The 16,427-nt window shown below is 40.1% G+C and carries 13 protein-coding genes and 1 other RNA gene; 1 reads left to right on the top strand and 13 read right to left on the bottom strand.

Annotated elements, in window-relative coordinates; all coding sequences use genetic code 11:
• Window positions 1–19: 19 nt before the first annotated feature.
• From ybeY to BPR_RS20580, 11 genes are all read right to left on the bottom strand, one after another.
• The gene (gene ybeY, locus BPR_RS06675; RefSeq protein WP_013280703.1) at window positions 20–523 is read right to left on the bottom strand and encodes an rRNA maturation RNase YbeY; all 504 of its coding nucleotides are present in this window, start codon (window positions 521–523) and stop codon (window positions 20–22) included.
• Window positions 507–1,718: a hypothetical protein gene (locus BPR_RS06670; RefSeq protein ID WP_042256712.1), complete on the bottom strand. Its 1,212-nt coding sequence runs from the start codon at window positions 1,716–1,718 to the stop codon at window positions 507–509. Before BPR_RS06670 ends, ybeY begins: the two co-directional genes overlap by 17 nt.
• Entirely contained in the window at window positions 1,708–2,751 is a 1,044-nt protein-coding gene (locus BPR_RS06665) for a PhoH family protein (RefSeq protein ID WP_013280701.1), read from the bottom strand. The genes BPR_RS06670 and BPR_RS06665 overlap by 11 nt, the downstream gene beginning before the upstream one ends.
• Window positions 2,752–2,765: 14 nt before the next feature.
• Entirely contained in the window at window positions 2,766–3,248 is a 483-nt protein-coding gene (gene rlmH / locus BPR_RS06660; RefSeq protein ID WP_013280700.1) for a 23S rRNA (pseudouridine(1915)-N(3))-methyltransferase RlmH, read from the bottom strand.
• Window positions 3,245–4,252 (bottom strand): MORN repeat-containing protein, encoded by a 1,008-nt coding sequence (locus BPR_RS06655; protein WP_042256710.1) that lies wholly within the window; start codon window positions 4,250–4,252, stop codon window positions 3,245–3,247. Before BPR_RS06655 ends, rlmH begins: the two co-directional genes overlap by 4 nt.
• Window positions 4,253–4,512: 260 nt before the next feature.
• A complete protein-coding gene (gltA, locus tag BPR_RS06650) occupies window positions 4,513–5,898 on the bottom strand; it encodes an NADPH-dependent glutamate synthase (RefSeq protein WP_013280698.1) in 1,386 nt (461 codons plus the stop codon).
• An 83-nt stretch (window positions 5,899–5,981) separates the two neighbouring features.
• The gene (locus tag BPR_RS06645; RefSeq protein ID WP_013280697.1) at window positions 5,982–6,857 is read right to left on the bottom strand and encodes a sulfide/dihydroorotate dehydrogenase-like FAD/NAD-binding protein; all 876 of its coding nucleotides are present in this window, start codon (window positions 6,855–6,857) and stop codon (window positions 5,982–5,984) included.
• Window positions 6,858–6,990: 133 nt separating this feature from the next.
• On the bottom strand, window positions 6,991–8,442 hold the full coding sequence (locus tag BPR_RS06640) for an FN3 associated domain-containing protein (RefSeq protein ID WP_013280696.1): 1,452 nt from the start codon (window positions 8,440–8,442) through the stop codon (window positions 6,991–6,993).
• Between the two features lie 36 nt (window positions 8,443–8,478).
• Entirely contained in the window at window positions 8,479–9,345 is an 867-nt protein-coding gene (folD, locus tag BPR_RS06635) for a bifunctional methylenetetrahydrofolate dehydrogenase/methenyltetrahydrofolate cyclohydrolase FolD (RefSeq protein ID WP_013280695.1), read from the bottom strand.
• Between the two features lie 126 nt (window positions 9,346–9,471).
• Window positions 9,472–11,148: a formate--tetrahydrofolate ligase gene (locus BPR_RS06630; RefSeq protein ID WP_013280694.1), complete on the bottom strand. Its 1,677-nt coding sequence runs from the start codon at window positions 11,146–11,148 to the stop codon at window positions 9,472–9,474.
• Window positions 11,149–11,236: 88 nt separating this feature from the next.
• The gene (locus BPR_RS20580; protein ID WP_013280693.1) at window positions 11,237–14,140 is read right to left on the bottom strand and encodes a DNA translocase FtsK; all 2,904 of its coding nucleotides are present in this window, start codon (window positions 14,138–14,140) and stop codon (window positions 11,237–11,239) included.
• Between the two features lie 117 nt (window positions 14,141–14,257).
• On the opposite strand from BPR_RS20580, the gene BPR_RS06620 reads away from it, so the two are divergent.
• Window positions 14,258–14,827 (top strand): hypothetical protein, encoded by a 570-nt coding sequence (locus BPR_RS06620; protein WP_013280692.1) that lies wholly within the window; start codon window positions 14,258–14,260, stop codon window positions 14,825–14,827.
• A gap of 143 nt (window positions 14,828–14,970) precedes the next feature.
• On the opposite strand, the gene proB is transcribed toward BPR_RS06620, so the two are convergent.
• Together proB and ssrA are read right to left on the bottom strand one after the other, a co-directional pair.
• Window positions 14,971–15,771, bottom strand: a complete 801-nt coding sequence (gene proB / locus BPR_RS06615) for a glutamate 5-kinase (protein WP_013280691.1) — start codon at window positions 15,769–15,771, stop codon at window positions 14,971–14,973.
• Between the two features lie 170 nt (window positions 15,772–15,941).
• Window positions 15,942–16,297, bottom strand: a transfer-messenger RNA (tmRNA) gene (ssrA, locus tag BPR_RS20345).
• Between the last annotated feature and the right edge of the window lie 130 nt (window positions 16,298–16,427).

Below are 16,427 nucleotides of genomic sequence, written 5' to 3'. Positions count from 1 at the left end.
AAAACTCCCCTAAACAAAATTAGTCTCTGGTAATGCCAAGATATGTCAGAATATCATTCTGTTTGCCTTCCATAACAGCAGCTTCCTGCTCCTCCATATGATCATATCCGCATAAATGAAGCATACTGTGAGCCACAAGGAACGCAAATTCACGCTTCTCTGAATGTCCGTATTCAAGAGCCTGCGATCTCACTCTGTTAACATTGATGACAATATCCCCAAAACTTATATTACCTGTATCAGGATTAAGCAGATCAACCTTCTGTTCCCCATCAATTACAGAAAAATCCCCAGGTTCATCATAGCTTACGTTAGGAAAAGACAATACATCAGTAGGGCTGTCAATCTGTCTGAACTCATTATTGATTTCTCTGATACCTTCATCGTCAGTAATCGTAAGACTTATTTCCACTTCATAAGGGCATTTTTCTTCATCAAGAACTGCCTGTGCAACTGTTCTCCCAAGCTCTTCAATATCAAAGTCAAAGCTTGCGTCAACCTCATTTTCAACGCAAAAAGTCATAATATAGCTTCTCCTTTTTAAGTATTTTCTTCATCTGGTCATATTCTCTAAAGGTAATGTCACTGTTTTTGAGTTCTCCGTCAGCTTCCTTTTTATCAAAAACCTTATCGATAAGCTGATCATAATCTATCTTGGCATCTTTATTCTTCTTGATAAGATACATGATAGAAGAAATAACTGTTTCTGTAAGGCTGATAGTAAGAGCCTCCTTGGATCTGACTGCACTAGAAGACGGTTCAATATATTCATGTAAAAGAGCCACCGCCTCATCAGGAAAATGATGTTCTTCATAAACATGCTTAACACTTTCCCAATCCTTAGAACCATCAAGCTTTCCTATTCTGTGATAATAGGAACAGTTCTTGATAGCTCTGGCATTAAAACCAAGTCCTATTGCTATTCTCTCAGCCAGATATGCTGTATGGATAGCCTTATAGTATTCATCCTTATCATAGTCCTTGAGCTTAACCAAAAGTGGATATTCTGTATCATTGATATCCATATACATGTCATTGGACTTTCTGATAATATACACGCCAAACATATTCAAAAATATGAGCAGTATGATAAGATTCAGCATCAGATTCAAAATAGGCAGGATCAGGATGTTTATTGATAAAGTCCTGTTCTGAAATAAAACATTAAATGCAACCAAAAGAACTGCCTGCATCATGAGCGAAATAGCTACAGGCAAACCGATTGAAGTATTCTCCTTAAGGTCTCTGAAAAGAGAAAGTGCCACAGCTCCTGCAAGAACATACATAAAAAGCTCGCCATAGCTGCCGTTTCCTTCAAGCATCACTGATATAGTAACAAGTCCAACGCCGGAAACAAGCCCAATCTCTGTATTGGAGAACAAACCAAGAATAACAAACAAAGACATATATGGCCAAAACTGATTAGGTACAAATCCTAAAACACATGCCATAACAGTAAAAACAGCATATGATAAGATAAATCTGTCTTTATGTCTGAAATTATCGTAGGAAAAGCCCTTATCACCTCTGCCTATGGCGTCCATAAGCATAAAGATAACAGTTCCTGTTATGATAAGAGATACAATAGTATTTCTCAAAATTGCTTCATAGCTCTTTTCCCCTAACAGAGAAAAGATAAATACGCATAAACCGGTAAGCAAGAACAGTCCGCCATAATATAATTTGAGTTTAAGTTCTACCTTATTCTCACTTTCCATCTCTTGTTCTTCTCTCCAATTTCTGAATAGATTTCTTTTTCTGCTTGTTAGCGGCCTTCTTCTCATAATCCTCATAGGCCTTAACAATTTTCTGAACAAGAGGATGTCTGACAACATCACTGCTGGTCAATGTACAGAATGCAATATCATCAATTCCCTTAAGAACGCTCTCTGCAACGTCAAGTCCTGATCTGGTATCAGGAGCAAGATCTTTCTGTGTAGCATCACCAGTGATGATAACCTTAGAGCCAAAACCAATTCTGGTAAGGAACATCTTCATCTGAGCAGGAGTCGTATTCTGTGCTTCATCCAAAATGATAAAAGCATTATCAAGAGTTCGTCCTCTCATATAGGCAAGAGGAGCAACCTCAATGAGGCCTTTTTCCATATTCTTGATGAAATTCTCTGTTCCCATTATCTGATATAAAGCATCATATAAAGGACGAAGATATGGATCCACCTTGCTCTGAAGATCTCCTGGCAAAAAGCCGAGCTTCTCACCGGCTTCTATGGCAGGTCTTGTCAAAATGATCCTACTGACCTCTTCTCTCTGAAAAGCAGTAATAGCCATGGCCATGGCAAGATAAGTTTTTCCTGTTCCGGCTGGTCCAAGACCAAATACGATCATCTTATTTCTAATAGCATCTATGTATTTTTTCTGTCCCAAGGTCTTGGGTTTGATAGGTTTACCTGAAATAGTATGACAAATAACGTCCCTGTCTATATCTACAAGAACGTTTTCACTAAGATTTTCTTTGGTCCTGACAGAATCTTCTTTTAAAGAAATTGCATAATCGACACTCTGCTCTTCAATGCTGGTGCCTCGCCTGGATAACTGAACAAGCTCTCTGATAATACCTGAAGCTTTACCTGCGCTTTCCTTGTCACCAATTATATGAAGCTCACCATTTCGGTCTATAATCTCTACATGTAAGCTCTTCTCAATCTTACGTATATAGGTATCATTTCCCCCAAAAATATTCCTCTCATCATCAGCAGTAAGTGCTAATGACAACTCTGTAATTTCACTCATTTAAAAATCCCCAATTATTTATGATATGGTTCACCGCGATTAATACGATATCCCCTGTAAATTTGTTCTAAGAGTATCACTCGCATCATCTGGTGAGGAAAGGTCATGTCTGAGAAACTGATCTGACTATGAGCTTTGGAAAGAACTGACTCATGAATGCCAAGTGAGCCTCCAATAATAAACTGAATATGGCTAACTCCGGATACTCCTTTATCTGCAATAAACTCAGCAAAGCCTTCAGAAGAATACTTTTTGCCACCTATTGCAAGGGCGCATACATACGCTCCTGGATCAATATTCTGGAGAATTCTCTCTCCCTCTTTTTTCTTGATCTGATCCTCTATGGCAGGAGGTGCATTGTCAGGGGTCTTCTCATCCTGAACCTCTATGATATTTATTTTACAATACCTGGACAATCTTTTGGAATACTCTGCAATAGCATCATTCCAATATTTTTCCTTGATCTTGCCCACGCAAATAATACTTATTGTACTCATTTAGTTATAGAACCACCTGTAATAATACCAAGAACACGATTATCCGTAGCTTTATTTTTGACCATCCAGACATGATTATCAGCATTTTCTCTTTCACTTAGAACCGCAATCCTGCCTTTACTGTCTTCTGCAGTATTAAGAACCTGTACCCAGTTACCCATGTCGCAGGTTCCGATCCATTCCTTAGTGTCATAATTCTTATCAACAGTAATAATGTACTGTTCACCGTTGTAATAGCCATTTGCAAAGTATCCAATAGCATTCTGCAGATACAGATCAGCATCATTCATATAATCCTGATTATAATCATAATGCTCCTGCCCATGCCCGTTTGGCATATCATCCAGCCACTCACCAAAGTACATATGCTCTGTTACTACGTACTGGCTATAAGAAGGATAAAAAGAAATCCATTTGCCGTCTCCAGATCTCACTCCATCCTTCCAGTGTCCATAATAATACTGATCATCAGCATAAACAGCAATTCCAATTCCATCGGGCTGACCGTTCCCATTCACTTCACCGTGGTAGTAAAAATCCTTGGTTCCGTCTAATGAAAAAGACATAGCTTCAAATCTCTCAAGATGTGCAAGGTCACGAACCGCCTCTTCATTACCGTCTGCAAAATATGCCATCATCTCCTGAAGCTGAGCGTCAGTGTCATATTTGATCTTCTTATAAACATCTTTAAGTACAGCGCTCTTAGTCTCATAGAAACTATTGCCGGAAACTGTTCCCTTTTTGGCATTGACATACTCCGAATAAGGAACTACTGATGTGCTCTCAGTTGCAGCATCATCAGATACGCCCTCAGATGAAGCATCGCTTGCAGCCTGACTGCCCTCTGCAAGGTCTGAGGCATATTTTGTTATATTATCACTTAAAGCCTGCTCATCTGATTTAGAATCCTTGCCTGATAAAGCAAGAAATAAAATCAGAATAAGTAGTATAAGCCCTGCTATTCCGGCAGTTATTGCAATTTTGATTTTTTCTTCTCTCTCCATATCCACACTCCAAACATTTCTTATTGTATCACATTCTCGTAAAAACCACAGTATTATGCCTCACAGAATGAATATATAATATAATACTACCTGCAAATTCTTAAGATTTACCATCGAAATTTCTTAAGATTTTATGTATATCGTTTTTTCGTTATCATTGTTTCATTCTGCAGTACATAATAGAGCAATTTCTATAGAATAAAATAAGATGTCTAAAACAGACATCTTATTTTGGTTTTTATTCATATATGTACTTCAAATTATTTGTTTGAAAGATATTCATCGATACCCTTAGCAGCTGCCTTACCTGCACCCATGGCAAGAATAACAGTTGCAGCTCCTGTAACTGCATCTCCGCCTGCAAATACTCCGGGCTTAGAAGTCTGTCCGTTTTCTTCCTGAGCAACAATACACTTTCTGCGGTTAACATCAAGTCCTTTTGTTGTAGAAGAAATAAGCGGATTAGGTGATGTACCAAGTGACATTATTACGGCATCACATTCAATGTCAAATTCAGAACCAGGAACCTCAACAGGGCTTCTTCTTCCTGATTCATCAGGCTCACCAAGCTCCATCCTGATACATGTGATTCCTGTAACCCATCCATTCTCGTCAGCATGGATTTCAACAGGGTTTGTAAGAAGATCAAAAATGATTCCTTCTTCCTTGGCATGTCCAACTTCTTCCTTACGAGCAGGAAGCTCTTCCTCACCACGACGATAAACTACATGTACCTCTGCTCCAAGACGAAGCGCTGTTCTTGCAGCATCCATTGCAACGTTACCGCCGCCGACAACTACGCACTTCTTAGGTCTCATGATAGGAGTTCTGGAATTCTCATCAAATGCTTTCATAAGATTGCTTCTTGTGAGGAACTCATTGGCAGAAAATACACCCATAGCCTGTTCACCAGGAATATTCATAAATCTTGGAAGTCCCGCACCTGATCCGATAAATACAGCCTCGAAGCCCTCTTTTTCCATAAGATCATCTATAGTTACTGACTTACCAACAACTACATCAGTCTCAAGCTTAACTCCAAGGGACTTAACATTCTCAATTTCTTTTTTAACAACTGCTTCCTTAGGAAGACGGAATTCAGGAATACCGTAAACAAGAACTCCACCTGCTTCATGAAGAGCCTCAAAAATGGTAACATCATAACCCATTTTAGCAAGGTCTCCGGCACATGTAAGTCCTGAAGGGCCTGAACCAATAATAGCAACCTTCTTACCCTTCTTCTCCTTGGCGCCTTCCGGCTTAATTCCAAGTTCTCTGGCAGTATCAGCAACGTATCTCTCAAGCTTACCGATGGAAACAGCATCGCCCTTGATACCTCTTACACACTGGCCTTCACACTGGCTCTCCTGTGGGCAAACACGTCCACATACTGCAGGAAGTGCGCTTGACTTACTAATAGTCTGGTAAGCGCCTTCTACATCGCCCTCTTTAACCTGTTGAATAAATGCAGGAATATTGATTGATACAGGGCATCCCTGAACACATTTAGGGTTCTTACAGTTAAGGCAACGCTGTGCCTCGTTTTCAGCTTCTTCTTTATTGTATCCAAGACATACTTCCTGGAAATTCGTAGCACGAACTTTGGCATCCTGCTCACGAACAGGAACTCTTACAAATCCATCCATAAGTAATTCTCCTCTATTTCTATAAAATCTACATATGATATACGGATTGCTCCACTTCGTTCTCGCAATCCTACAGACCTATATCAATCACAATTTCCGCAGCCACCGTGGTGTGTATCACCTTCCTGGGCCTTGAGCATAAGTCTGCCTTCTTCAGTCTTATAGAGCTTCATTCTGTTCATTGCCTGATCAAAATCAACCTTATGTCCATCAAACTCAGGTCCATCAACACATGCAAACTTAACTTCCCCACCAACTGTCAAACGGCAGGCACCGCACATACCTGTTCCATCAACCATAATAGGGTTCATGCTGACAACAGTAGGAATTCCGAGTTCTTCTGTGAGCTTACATACAAATTTCATCATGATCATAGGTCCGATAGCTACGCAATGATCATATTTGTTTCCTTCATCCCAAAGATCCTGAAGAGCTTTGGTAACCATACCACTTCTGCCATATGAACCATCATCTGTTGTGATATGAAGATTGCATACTTTCTTAAATCTATCTTCAAGAATGACAAGATCTTTTGTCTTGGCACCAATGATTACATCGCAATCAACGCCGTGTTCTTTGAGCCATTTAGCCTGTGGATATACAGGAGCAGTTCCAACACCGCCGGCAATAAAGACGATTTTCTTTTTCTTTAAATCTTCGAGGTTTTCCTCGCAAAGATCAGATGGTTTTCCAAGAGGTCCAACCACATCAGCAAGGCTGTCTCCTGCTTTAAGCTTACCAAGTTTAAAGGTCTCCGCACCAATTGCCTGAGCCACGATCTCTACAGTTCCCTTTTCTCTATCGTAGTCGCAAATAGTAAGAGGAATTCTCTCACCGTCTTCATCTACACGAATAATAAGAAATTGTCCGGGTAAACACGCCTGTGCTACTCGGGGAGCTTCTACTATCATCTGGAAAATATTAGTAGTCAGCTCATTAGCCTCTAAAATCTTGAACATAATATTCCTCCTACCTTTTAAAATCCATTAAGTCAATTATTTAAATTGTTCTCAATGTGACTATAATATATGAATGTATACAAAAATTCAATCTTTATTTCTTTAAATCATTAAAGTATTTAAAATATTGCTTTTATCTATTTGAGATTTTAATAAGTGTATATTTACCGCTTGAATCATAACCAAGTCTGTTAACTGAGCCATCATGGGTATTTACAGCGTATAAAAGTCCTGTTGGTGTAGATATGCCCTCATTAGATACATGATTCTCCACGACAACATAATATTCTCCGGCACCTTCTATTTCTATTTCAGAATTGTATATATACTCATTATGCCCTTCTATTCCCCTGACTTTTCCCGTATTATCCAATAAAATATCAAGTCTTACAAGTGTAGCAACCAGACTGTTAACAGCCTGCTCTTTGGAAATAAGTCTTGTAAACACCAGGTGATAGTCTCTTTCTACTATTTCACTCATCATGCCTTCATCATTTATTGCGACAAACTTATAATGTGAAGTTCCTACAGGCATTGTGATCGGTGAAATATACTGTTTGGAATCAATTGTAGGATCTGAGCCATCTGTGGTATAGAAAATAGTACAGCCGGCATCTGCTACAGCTACTATCATTGTATTCTGAGCATAATCACCACTGGGCTCCATAATTTCAGGTGGCGATGGAACTCCCTTATTTATCACATATGTTTCACTTGTTACCTGACTGGAGATTCCGTATCTGTTAAATGTCGCAGCCTTTATCGTATATTCTCCTTCTTCATCAAGGACAATTTCATTCTCATATAGAATACTCAGCTCGCTGGGATCTCCATCATTAACAGTGTAATATGTAACTTCACCATCATTCTGAGACTGAGGTAAAAGAGCTACTATAACAATATCGTCATACTCCCCACCAGCAACTCCCATCTGAGGCGCAGCAGGAATAAACTTATCTCTAAGAGCTGCCGTCGCAGGATTGTCAGTAGCAGATAAAAGCTCTGAAATCTTATCATAAGACTGATCCTGCTCATATATAGAGATCATACTCTCGTAAGCAGCTACAACCTTTTCTTCTGAAAAATGGCCTGATTCAGTTATTTTCTTAAGAGCCTCAACAGCCTTATCGGTATCTCCCATTTCCAGATAATAATCAGATAATCTGTATATCAAATCTGTATTCTCCGGAAGATTGGCATTTCCTTCAAGTAGATACTCTATAGCTCTTTCTGAATTACCAAGGCTTCTGGCTTTATCTGCCTTTCTGATGTAGTAGTATGATGACTTATTACTAAAAAGAGTAAATAAAGTGATTCCTATGAGGAAAACAAGAAGAGTGCCAAAACACGCCAAAATCACAGGTCGCCTTTTGTTTATTTTTTCAAAAAACTCCCTGCGTCTTTTGATTTTTTCTTCCCTGAGACGATCTTCCTTATTGAGTTCGTCTGCTACAGAAGAAAGGGTTTCATTTATCTCATTTTCTACTTCAGGCTCAAATTCCGGAACTATTTTGATCTCAGTACCGCAATTATCACAGTACATATGACCTTCCGGTATATCAAAGCCACAATTAGGGCACTTCATCCTGCCTTAATTCTCCTCAAAAAGTATTATCACTGTTCATTTCAAATTATTGTGCAAAAGGGCTGCTTCTAAACAGTTATTCATCAGCATTGCTATAGTCATTGGTCCGACACCTCCTGGAACCGGAGTGATAGCTCCGGCGACCTGGCTCACTTCGTCAAATGCAACATCACCACACAACTTTCCATCAGCGCCTCTGTTTATTCCTACGTCGATAACAACAGCACCTTCTTTTACAAAGTCTTTGGTAACAAAGCCTGCCTTACCAACAGCTGCAATAATTATATCAGCTCTCTTGCAGACATTTGCTATATCCTTAGTCCTGGAATGAGCAACTGTTACTGTCGCATTTTCCCTGAGCATAAGAAGTGCCATCGGTTTACCAACTATATTTGATCTGCCTATTATAACACACTCTTTACCTGCAATGTCTATTGTGCCTTCACATCCTCTTTTCAAGAGCTGAATAACACCTGCAGGTGTGCAGGATACAAAGCCTTCTTCCCCAATGCAGAGCGCACCAACATTCATAGGATGAAAACCATCGACATCCTTGGCTGGACTGATCGCATTTATCACGTCTTTCTCATTGATATGATCCGGCAGAGGCATCTGAACAAGAATTCCATCAACATCATCTCTGGCATTCAGGTCACTTATCAGATTTAAAAGTTCCTCCTGAGTTGTGGAAACCGGAAGCTCATAAGATAATGATCTGTATCCTATATACTCACAGGCTTTTTTCTTATTTCTGACATAAACCTGTGAAGCAGGATCTTCTCCAACCAGAATTACTGCCAGAGTAACCTCTATGCCTTTTTCTTTAAGCTCAGCTGTTTTTATTTTAAGTTCATCCTTGATCTGGCTTGAAATAGCCTTTCCATCTATTATCTGTGCGCTCATTAATTCCTCCAATTATATAAATGGGGCACATAAAACATGTGCCCCTTAGTTATTTGCAGAGCCGCCGATATAAAATATGCCGGCTATATTGACAAGTGGCCAAAAGTCCACCGTCTTCTGCTCAATTTAAAACAGGCCTGTGATCTTTCCTTCATCATTAACATCTATATCATAAGCTGCAGGATGTTTAGGGAGTCCTGGCATTGTAACTATTGCTCCTGTAAGTGCAACGACAAAACCGGCTCCGGCAGAAACATAAGCTTCACGTACCTGGATCATATAATCTTTTGGCCTTCCAAGAAGATTAGGATCATCTGATAATGAATACTGTGTCTTAGCCATACATACAGGAAGATTTCCAAATCCCATCTCTTCAATCTTGGCAAGCTGTCTTGAAGCAGGTCCTGAGAACTGTACACCATCAGCACCATAGATTTCTTTGGCTACAGTTGTGATCTTATCCTTAAGGCTCATATCATCAGGATAGATTGGAGCAAAATTACTTGGTTTATTTTCAAGAGTATTTATTACCTCTTTTGCAAGAGCTTCTCCACCTTCTCCGCCTTTTGCCCATACTTCTGAAAGTGCAAATCTGCAATCTCTTTCTTCGCAGAACTTTCTGACAAATTCTGTCTCTGCCTGAGTATCTGTAAGGAAAGAATTAAGTGTAACTACTACAGGCACACCATACTTCTGGATATTCTCAATGTGCTTCTCAAGATTAACGATTCCCTTCTTAAGAGCATCAAGATTCTCTTCTCCAAGGTTCTTTTTATCTACACCACCATTGTATTTAAGTGCTCTAATTGTAGCGACAAGAACAACAGCATCAGGCTTAAGACCAGCCATTCTGCACTTAATATCAAGAAACTTCTCGGCTCCAAGATCAGCTCCGAATCCTGCTTCTGTGACAGTAATATCTGAAAGTCCAAGGGCTGTCTTGGTTGCTCTTACAGAATTACAGCCATGTGCAATATTAGCAAATGGTCCGCCATGAATGATAACCGGATTATGCTCAAGAGTCTGGACAAGATTAGGCTTGATGGCATCCTTTAAAAGAGCTGCCATTGCACCTACAGCCTGAAGCTGACCGGCAGTTACAGGCTCGCCGTCTCTTGTATAAGCTACGATAATTCTGGAAAGTCTCTTCTTGAGATCATCCATATCATCTGCAAGGCAAAGAATTGCCATGATCTCTGAAGCAACTGTGATTACAAAATGGTCCTCTCTCGGAACTCCATCTGCCTTGGCACCAAGCCCAACAACTATATTTCTGAGAGCTCTGTCGTTCATGTCTACAGCTCTCTTCCAAATGATCTGTCTGGTGTCTATGCCAAGTTCATTTCCCTGCTGAATATGGTTGTCTATGATTGCAGCAAGAAGATTGTTAGCTGAAGTAATTGCATGGAAATCACCTGTGAAATGAAGGTTTATATCTTCCATTGGAACAACCTGTGCGTAACCACCGCCTGCAGCTCCGCCTTTGATTCCAAAGCAAGGCCCAAGTGATGGCTCTCTAAGAGCAATTACCGTCTTGTGACCAAGTCTGTTAAGGGCATCCCCAAGACCCACGCTTGTTGTTGTCTTACCTTCTCCGGCAGGAGTAGGATTGATGGCAGTTACAAGAACTAGTTTGCCACGCTTGCCAGATTGTACTTTTTTTATGTACTCTTCTGAAAGTTTAGCCTTATATTTGCCATAATACTCAAGGTCATCCTCTTCAATTCCCAATTTAGCAGCAACTTCCCTGATGTGAAGCAGTTTTGCCTCCTGTGCAATTTCAATATCACTCTTTACAGCCATGAAATCTCCCTTTCCGCGAATAACGCATAAAACTCTTTCCTTGAAATTTATATCTATTAAATTCTCATATAGAATAAAATAGCAGAAATCATCCAGCCTGTGAATTCAAATATTCCTCAAACTGAGCTTTGGTCATAAGGACCTTTCTTGGCTTGGTACCTTCTTCATCGCCTACAACACCGGCTTCGCAGAGCTGATCCATAATTCTGGCTGCTCTGTTAAATCCAATCTTAAATGCTCGCTGAAGCATGCCGATAGAAGCTTTTTCTTTTTCTATAATGATATTGCCAGCCTGAACAAAAAATTCATCTCTGTCAGAATCAGAATCTCCTCCAAATCCTGAAGATCCTGAAGATCCGCCGCTTTGCATACTACTGATCTGCTGTTCAATATCGTCTCCATAGGTTGATTCAATCTCCTGCCCTCTGAGGAAATCTGTAACAGCCTGAACTTCCTTGTCTGATACAAAGGCTCCCTGAACCCTGGCCGGTTTAGTATATCCCTGAGGATAAAATAGCATATCTCCTTTTCCAAGCAGTTTCTCAGCGCCATTGATATCAAGAATTGTTCTGGAATCAACACCACTTGAAACTGCAAAAGCAATTCGGCTCGGCATATTTGCCTTAATAAGACCCGTGATGACATCAACAGAAGGCCTCTGAGTAGCGATAATAAGATGAATGCCGGCAGCTCTTGCAAGCTGTGTCAGTCTGCATATAGCATCTTCTACTTCCTTGGCTGATACCATCATAAGGTCAGCAAGCTCATCCACAATCACAACAATCTGTGGCAGGACCTGGGCTTCCGGATCATTTTTTTCCTTGACAAGTTTATTGTAGCCCTTAAGGTCTCGAACTCCGGACTCAGCAAATTTCTTGTATCTGTTGGTCATCTCTGCAACTGCCCAGTTAAGCGCAGCAGCTGCCTTCTTGGGATCAGTAACGACCGGAATCATCAGATGCGGTATACCATTATAGACACTAAGTTCAACTATCTTAGGATCGATCATGATCATCTGCACTTCTTCCGGTTTAGCCTTATAAATAAGGCTCATGATTATAGTATTAATGCAGACAGACTTACCGGAACCTGTAGCACCTGCTATAAGAAGGTGAGGCATTTTGGCTATATCAGCCACTACAGTTTTGCCTGCAATGTCTTTACCAACGGCAAATGCAAGTTTACTCTCAAATTCTTTATATTCACTGGATTCGAACAGGTCTCTTAGTGCTACCGCCTGATTTTCTTTGTTTGGAACCTCAATTCCCACAGCCGCCTTACCCGGTATAGGAGCTTCTATTCGAATATCTTTGGCAGCAAGGTTCATCTTGATATCATCTGCCAGATTAACAATCTTGTTAACCCTTACGCCTGCCTCAGGCTGCAATTCAAATCTTGTGACTGCAGGTCCCTGACTGATATCTGTAACTGTGGCGTTAACACCAAAAGTCCCAAGTATCTCCTGAAGCTTAAGTGCTGTTTCTTTAAGGGTTCTGGCAGAATCAGCATTTTTATTCCTACTGCCCTTCTCAAGCAGATTAACAGACGGAAATTTATAAGCCTTAGGTATAGCCTTCTTGTGAGCCTCGATCTCTTTTTCCATTCCGGGACTGGTAGTATGTGGTCCGGGACCAACAGAAGAAACGCTTGATTTAGGCGCGTTGTTAATTCGAGACTCAGCACCTGCGCTTCTGGATATATGATCCTGTGCATGGATCATGTAATCACCATTCATACCATTTCCAATATCCTCAGCATGGATTGGAACATCAGGTAAAATATCCTCTTCAAATTCGAATGAACCGGCTCTTGCAACAAGTCTGTTGTTAGTAACAGTCTCAGGCTCATTAGTCAAAAGTTCTTCATCGTCATGGGTTTTCTCAGTTGTGCGGCCGCTAATAGGAATAATATTATCAGAAGGCTGGGTTTCAGGAGTATTTTCGTATGTGCCTTCTAAGTCAGAACTATCTTCATCATCAGCTGTATCATCATATCCCATTCCATGAATTACAGGACCAGTCCTCATAACACGCTGTCCATCAGGTTCTACATCTGTCTCTATACCCTTATTGAGAATAATTTCATGAATATCATCATGTATCTCATCCTCAGGGATAAAAACACTCTTGTTATTAGCAGCATCAGGATCAGAATGGATGATGTTTTCTTCATCTTCCTCATCAGCCTTATCGAGCTCTGTATCCAGCATGACGCCGCTTACTTTTTTCTCCATTCGGAGGATTTTCTCATCCTCTTTCTGTTCTATTGCAAGTCTCTTTTCTTCCTCAATTCTGGCTCTGCGTTCCTCAAGCCTCTCTCTTCGTTTTTCAGCATAATCCCTGTAATTCTCTGTTTCCTGTCTTGTCTTTTCAATAAGCTTTCTGCCGCCTTTTTTGATACCACCAACAAATGAATGCTGGGTAAAGATAACAAGGCTTGCAATTCCAAGCACCAAAACAAGAAGTAATGTTCCTACAAGTGAAAGATACTTGTAAGAAAAATATGCAAGAGATCCTGCAAAAAAGCCTCCGCCATTATGCGCTTTACTGGCTCCATTATAAATAGCTACCAGATCATAGCTCTCAGCACTCTGAGGTCTTCCGGTGATAAGCTCAGCAAGCATACCAATTATAAAAAACAAAACTATACCTGAAACAATCTTCCGAACAGAAGCATTAGAACCAAAATTAGCTATGCCAATCATTATAGATACAGCAGCTACTATTGGCGCAATATAGGCTGTAAACCCAAAAAGGCCAAACTGAATGTCGCTGACAGCTCCGCCAAAACTACCGCATATTCCAAAATTGCACAGGAAAAGAAAAATTGCCAGCGCAACAGCTGCAATTACTATGATCTCGCTCTTAAGAGAATAGTCCATCTCCTCTTCCTGAATAGGTTTTCTTCTGGGACTTCTGGCACTTGAACTACTCCTGCCAGATACTCTTTTAGATTTACTGTTAGTACTTCCCCTCTTGTTACCTGTTGCCATTTTCTTCCCACCAAAACTTTTTTATAAAGATTGCAAAACTCTAATAAGTATACCATTTTTAGAGTCTTTGTGCTATACTAACTACGGATTTTAGGTTTCGCAAAAAAGGAGATTACAATGGAATTCAAACAGGAATTAGAAACTGGCACCTTCAGTGTAGTTGGTAATACAGAATCATCTCTCAAGATCAAGGAAGTAGCTGAGAAGTGCAGACTTGTCAAGTCTGATAACGGTGTCAAGGTTGAACTTGCATACACAGGTCCTAATGCTAGCAAATATATGCAGTATGTTGAGAAACATAAGGAAGAACTTACCAAATACCTTATGAATCCGGATGAGGCTGACCTTTTCGAGTGGATGGAACTTTCACATCAGAATCCCACTACTCTCAAGAAGCACGAAAAAGAAAAGCTTATCCTCTATGTAGGATTCGATCCTGAGACCAGACTGATGCTCACAGGTATTGCAGATGAGAATGTTACTTTAAAGCTTGGTGCTCCACTTATGGAGATCAATATCGATGAGCTCACCAGAGAAGAGTTTAAGCTCAAGATTTATGACATGCTCCTTCTTGCTGATGAAATAGCAGTTCTTATGGGAAATGCTGATCTTCGCAAGATGGCTAACATTCAGATTGTTAAGACTTATCTTTCAGAAATTTATGATAAGTTCCATGAGAATCCTTGATTGATTTAATATGGCTTGGTTGATACATTCTTGTTAGTTTCATTCAAGAAATGCATTTATGCCCGGCATTAACAAATTATCAGAAACAAAAAGAAACATATGACTCCAAGAATTATAAAGAGTTATATGTTTCTTTTATATTTTTACACTTCCCTGGCAACAAACAGCGTTCCAACCTTCTTTTTATCAATAATATCGTAAAGGCGCTCAGGATTCTTGCCATTAGTGATAAGAACATCAATTCCATGAGAAGTTGCAAGTTCAGCCGCTTCAAGCTTGGTGATCATACCTCCGGTTCCTCTGTTAGAACCCGATCCAGACGCAACCGATTTAAGCTCATCAGTTATTTCCTCTACTCTGCTGATAAGCTTGGCACTTGGATCAGTCTGAGGATTTCCGTCATACAATCCCTCTATATCAGAAAAAATAATGAGCTTACTGGCATTGCAAAATACTGCCACAAGAGCTGATAACATGTCGTTATCGGAAAAGAGCTTTTTTTCAGATTCAATCTCAGCATGGCTTACTGAGTCATTCTCATTGACGATAGGAATAATATGGTTTTCCAAAAGAGCATCAAATGTGTTCCTGAGGTTCTTACTTCTCACAGGATCAGCAATATCCTCATTATCAAGCAGTATCTGGCCTACCATTCTGTTGTACTCGCCAAAGAGCTTATCATATAAATGCATAAGTTCTGTCTGTCCAACTGCAGCAGCAGCCTGTTTGAGCTTAATTTCCTGAGGTTTTTGCTGAAGTCTCATCTTGTTGGCTCCAACCGCAATAGCTCCGGAGGATACAAGCACAAGGTCATATCCAAGATTCTCAACGCCTGAAATTGCTCTGCACAGATGGTCTATCGCTCTGATATCAATATTTCCGGATTCATTGGTAATTGTTGATGTTCCGACTTTAACTACAATTCTCTTCTTGCTGACACTCATATTTGCCCTGCACTTTCTCGCTTTAATCTAATAAATCAAATCTTATTCAAGTTTATATCCTATTTGTACATGATGCAAGTGTAAAAATCTATGTAGCAACTCATTTTTGTAATATCGGTGTTTCTAAGATATTTTTATAGAAAAAACTCCGCATATTCATGCGGAGTTTAAAATGGATTAGGCGGGAGTCGAACCCGCGTCCAAAAATTCATCCCCTGTCCTTCTACTATCATAGTCAGTTATTCTGGGATTCTGCATCCCTGTTCCCTCATAGCCCTGGAAATTGACAACCAAGACTAATCGGTAGCTTCATAATACGACCATAACCGCAAAGCTTAAGCTATGTCGTTTCCTACAAAGTTTGACGCCAGTTACTGAATGTGTAGGTGCATTCAGGCTGACGGGCTGCACTTAGGCAGCGAGTGCTAAATTATCGTTAGCGTTTAATTTTAATTTGAGGTTTAACGCACCATCCTGCGGATAGCTTCTCCAGCTTCAAAATCCCTGTCGAAACCTTTACTAACCCTTATTAAATTGTTATGCAATTTCAAACTGCTCAATTAGTATATCGTAAGAATAGGCAAAAAACAATAACCTGCCGGTTTATTTTTCTCTAAAAAGGCGTAAAAAGCCGCCTCTTTCACATCACAAAAGAG

Origin of the sequence: Butyrivibrio proteoclasticus B316, from assembly GCF_000145035.1 — a bacterium.
Taxonomy (GTDB): Bacteria; Bacillota; Clostridia; order Lachnospirales; family Lachnospiraceae; genus Butyrivibrio; species Butyrivibrio proteoclasticus.
This window is presented reverse-complemented; position numbering and strand designations above follow the sequence as displayed.

Excerpts from the sequence above, each read along its gene's own strand:
- BPR_RS06620 (WP_013280692.1), top strand. The coding sequence starts at position 14,258 with ATGGAATTCAAACAGGAATTAGAAACTGGCACCTTCAGTGTAGTTGGT.
- BPR_RS20580 (WP_013280693.1), bottom strand. The coding sequence starts at position 14,140 with ATGGCAACAGGTAACAAGAGGGGAAGTACTAACAGTAAATCTAAAAGA.
- proB (WP_013280691.1), bottom strand. The coding sequence starts at position 15,771 with ATGAGTGTCAGCAAGAAGAGAATTGTAGTTAAAGTCGGAACATCAACA.
- BPR_RS06640 (WP_013280696.1), bottom strand. The coding sequence starts at position 8,442 with ATGAAGTGCCCTAATTGTGGCTTTGATATACCGGAAGGTCATATGTAC.
- BPR_RS06630 (WP_013280694.1), bottom strand. The coding sequence starts at position 11,148 with ATGGCTGTAAAGAGTGATATTGAAATTGCACAGGAGGCAAAACTGCTT.
- BPR_RS06670 (WP_042256712.1), bottom strand. The coding sequence starts at position 1,718 with ATGGAAAGTGAGAATAAGGTAGAACTTAAACTCAAATTATATTATGGC.
- BPR_RS06665 (WP_013280701.1), bottom strand. The coding sequence starts at position 2,751 with ATGAGTGAAATTACAGAGTTGTCATTAGCACTTACTGCTGATGATGAG.
- gltA (WP_013280698.1), bottom strand. The coding sequence starts at position 5,898 with ATGGATGGATTTGTAAGAGTTCCTGTTCGTGAGCAGGATGCCAAAGTT.
- rlmH (WP_013280700.1), bottom strand. The coding sequence starts at position 3,248 with ATGAGTACAATAAGTATTATTTGCGTGGGCAAGATCAAGGAAAAATAT.
- BPR_RS06655 (WP_042256710.1), bottom strand. The coding sequence starts at position 4,252 with ATGGAGAGAGAAGAAAAAATCAAAATTGCAATAACTGCCGGAATAGCA.
- folD (WP_013280695.1), bottom strand. The coding sequence starts at position 9,345 with ATGAGCGCACAGATAATAGATGGAAAGGCTATTTCAAGCCAGATCAAG.
- ybeY (WP_013280703.1), bottom strand. The coding sequence starts at position 523 with ATGACTTTTTGCGTTGAAAATGAGGTTGACGCAAGCTTTGACTTTGAT.
- BPR_RS06645 (WP_013280697.1), bottom strand. The coding sequence starts at position 6,857 with ATGTTCAAGATTTTAGAGGCTAATGAGCTGACTACTAATATTTTCCAG.